Below are 466 nucleotides of genomic sequence, written 5' to 3' on the forward strand. Positions count from 1 at the left end.
TTCACCGGTCATCGGGTCCAGCACGGCCAGGTGCGGCATGTGGTGGCGGGCCAGGACCCGAGAGACGGTCCGGGCCGGGACGCCGGTCTCGGCAGCGATCTGGTCCCGCCCGCGCCTCTCGGCCAGACGCAGCGCCACGACCTTGGCTTCGACCTCGGGTGGGGTCTTCGTCGGGCTGTGGTGCGGGCGCGAGGACCGGTCAGCCAGGCCGGCCTCGCCCTCGGTAGCGAACCGGTGCAACCAGTACCGCACACACTTGCGCGAGACACCCATCGCCGCCGCGATGTGAGCCTGCCTCCACCCCTGGCGGCGACGTTCGACGATCAACAGCCTGCCGCGAACGGTCAGCCGGGCATTAGCGTGAGACACGAGGACCTCCGGGTTGTGAAGACTTCGACATCTCCACTAAGCCCGGAGGTCCTCCCTTCAACAACCGGAACTGACACCAACCTCCTGGCCGGGTACA

At 68.5% G+C, this 466-nt stretch carries 1 protein-coding gene; it reads right to left on the reverse strand.

What is annotated here, in order from left to right:
• The coding region (locus tag NHG27_RS18995; protein WP_497017364.1) for a helix-turn-helix domain-containing protein at positions 1-369 on the reverse strand (369 nt) is incomplete at its 3' end.
• Positions 370-466 lie beyond the last annotated feature (97 nt).

The sequence above is a fragment of the Oerskovia sp. 140933 genome, assembly GCF_059651515.1.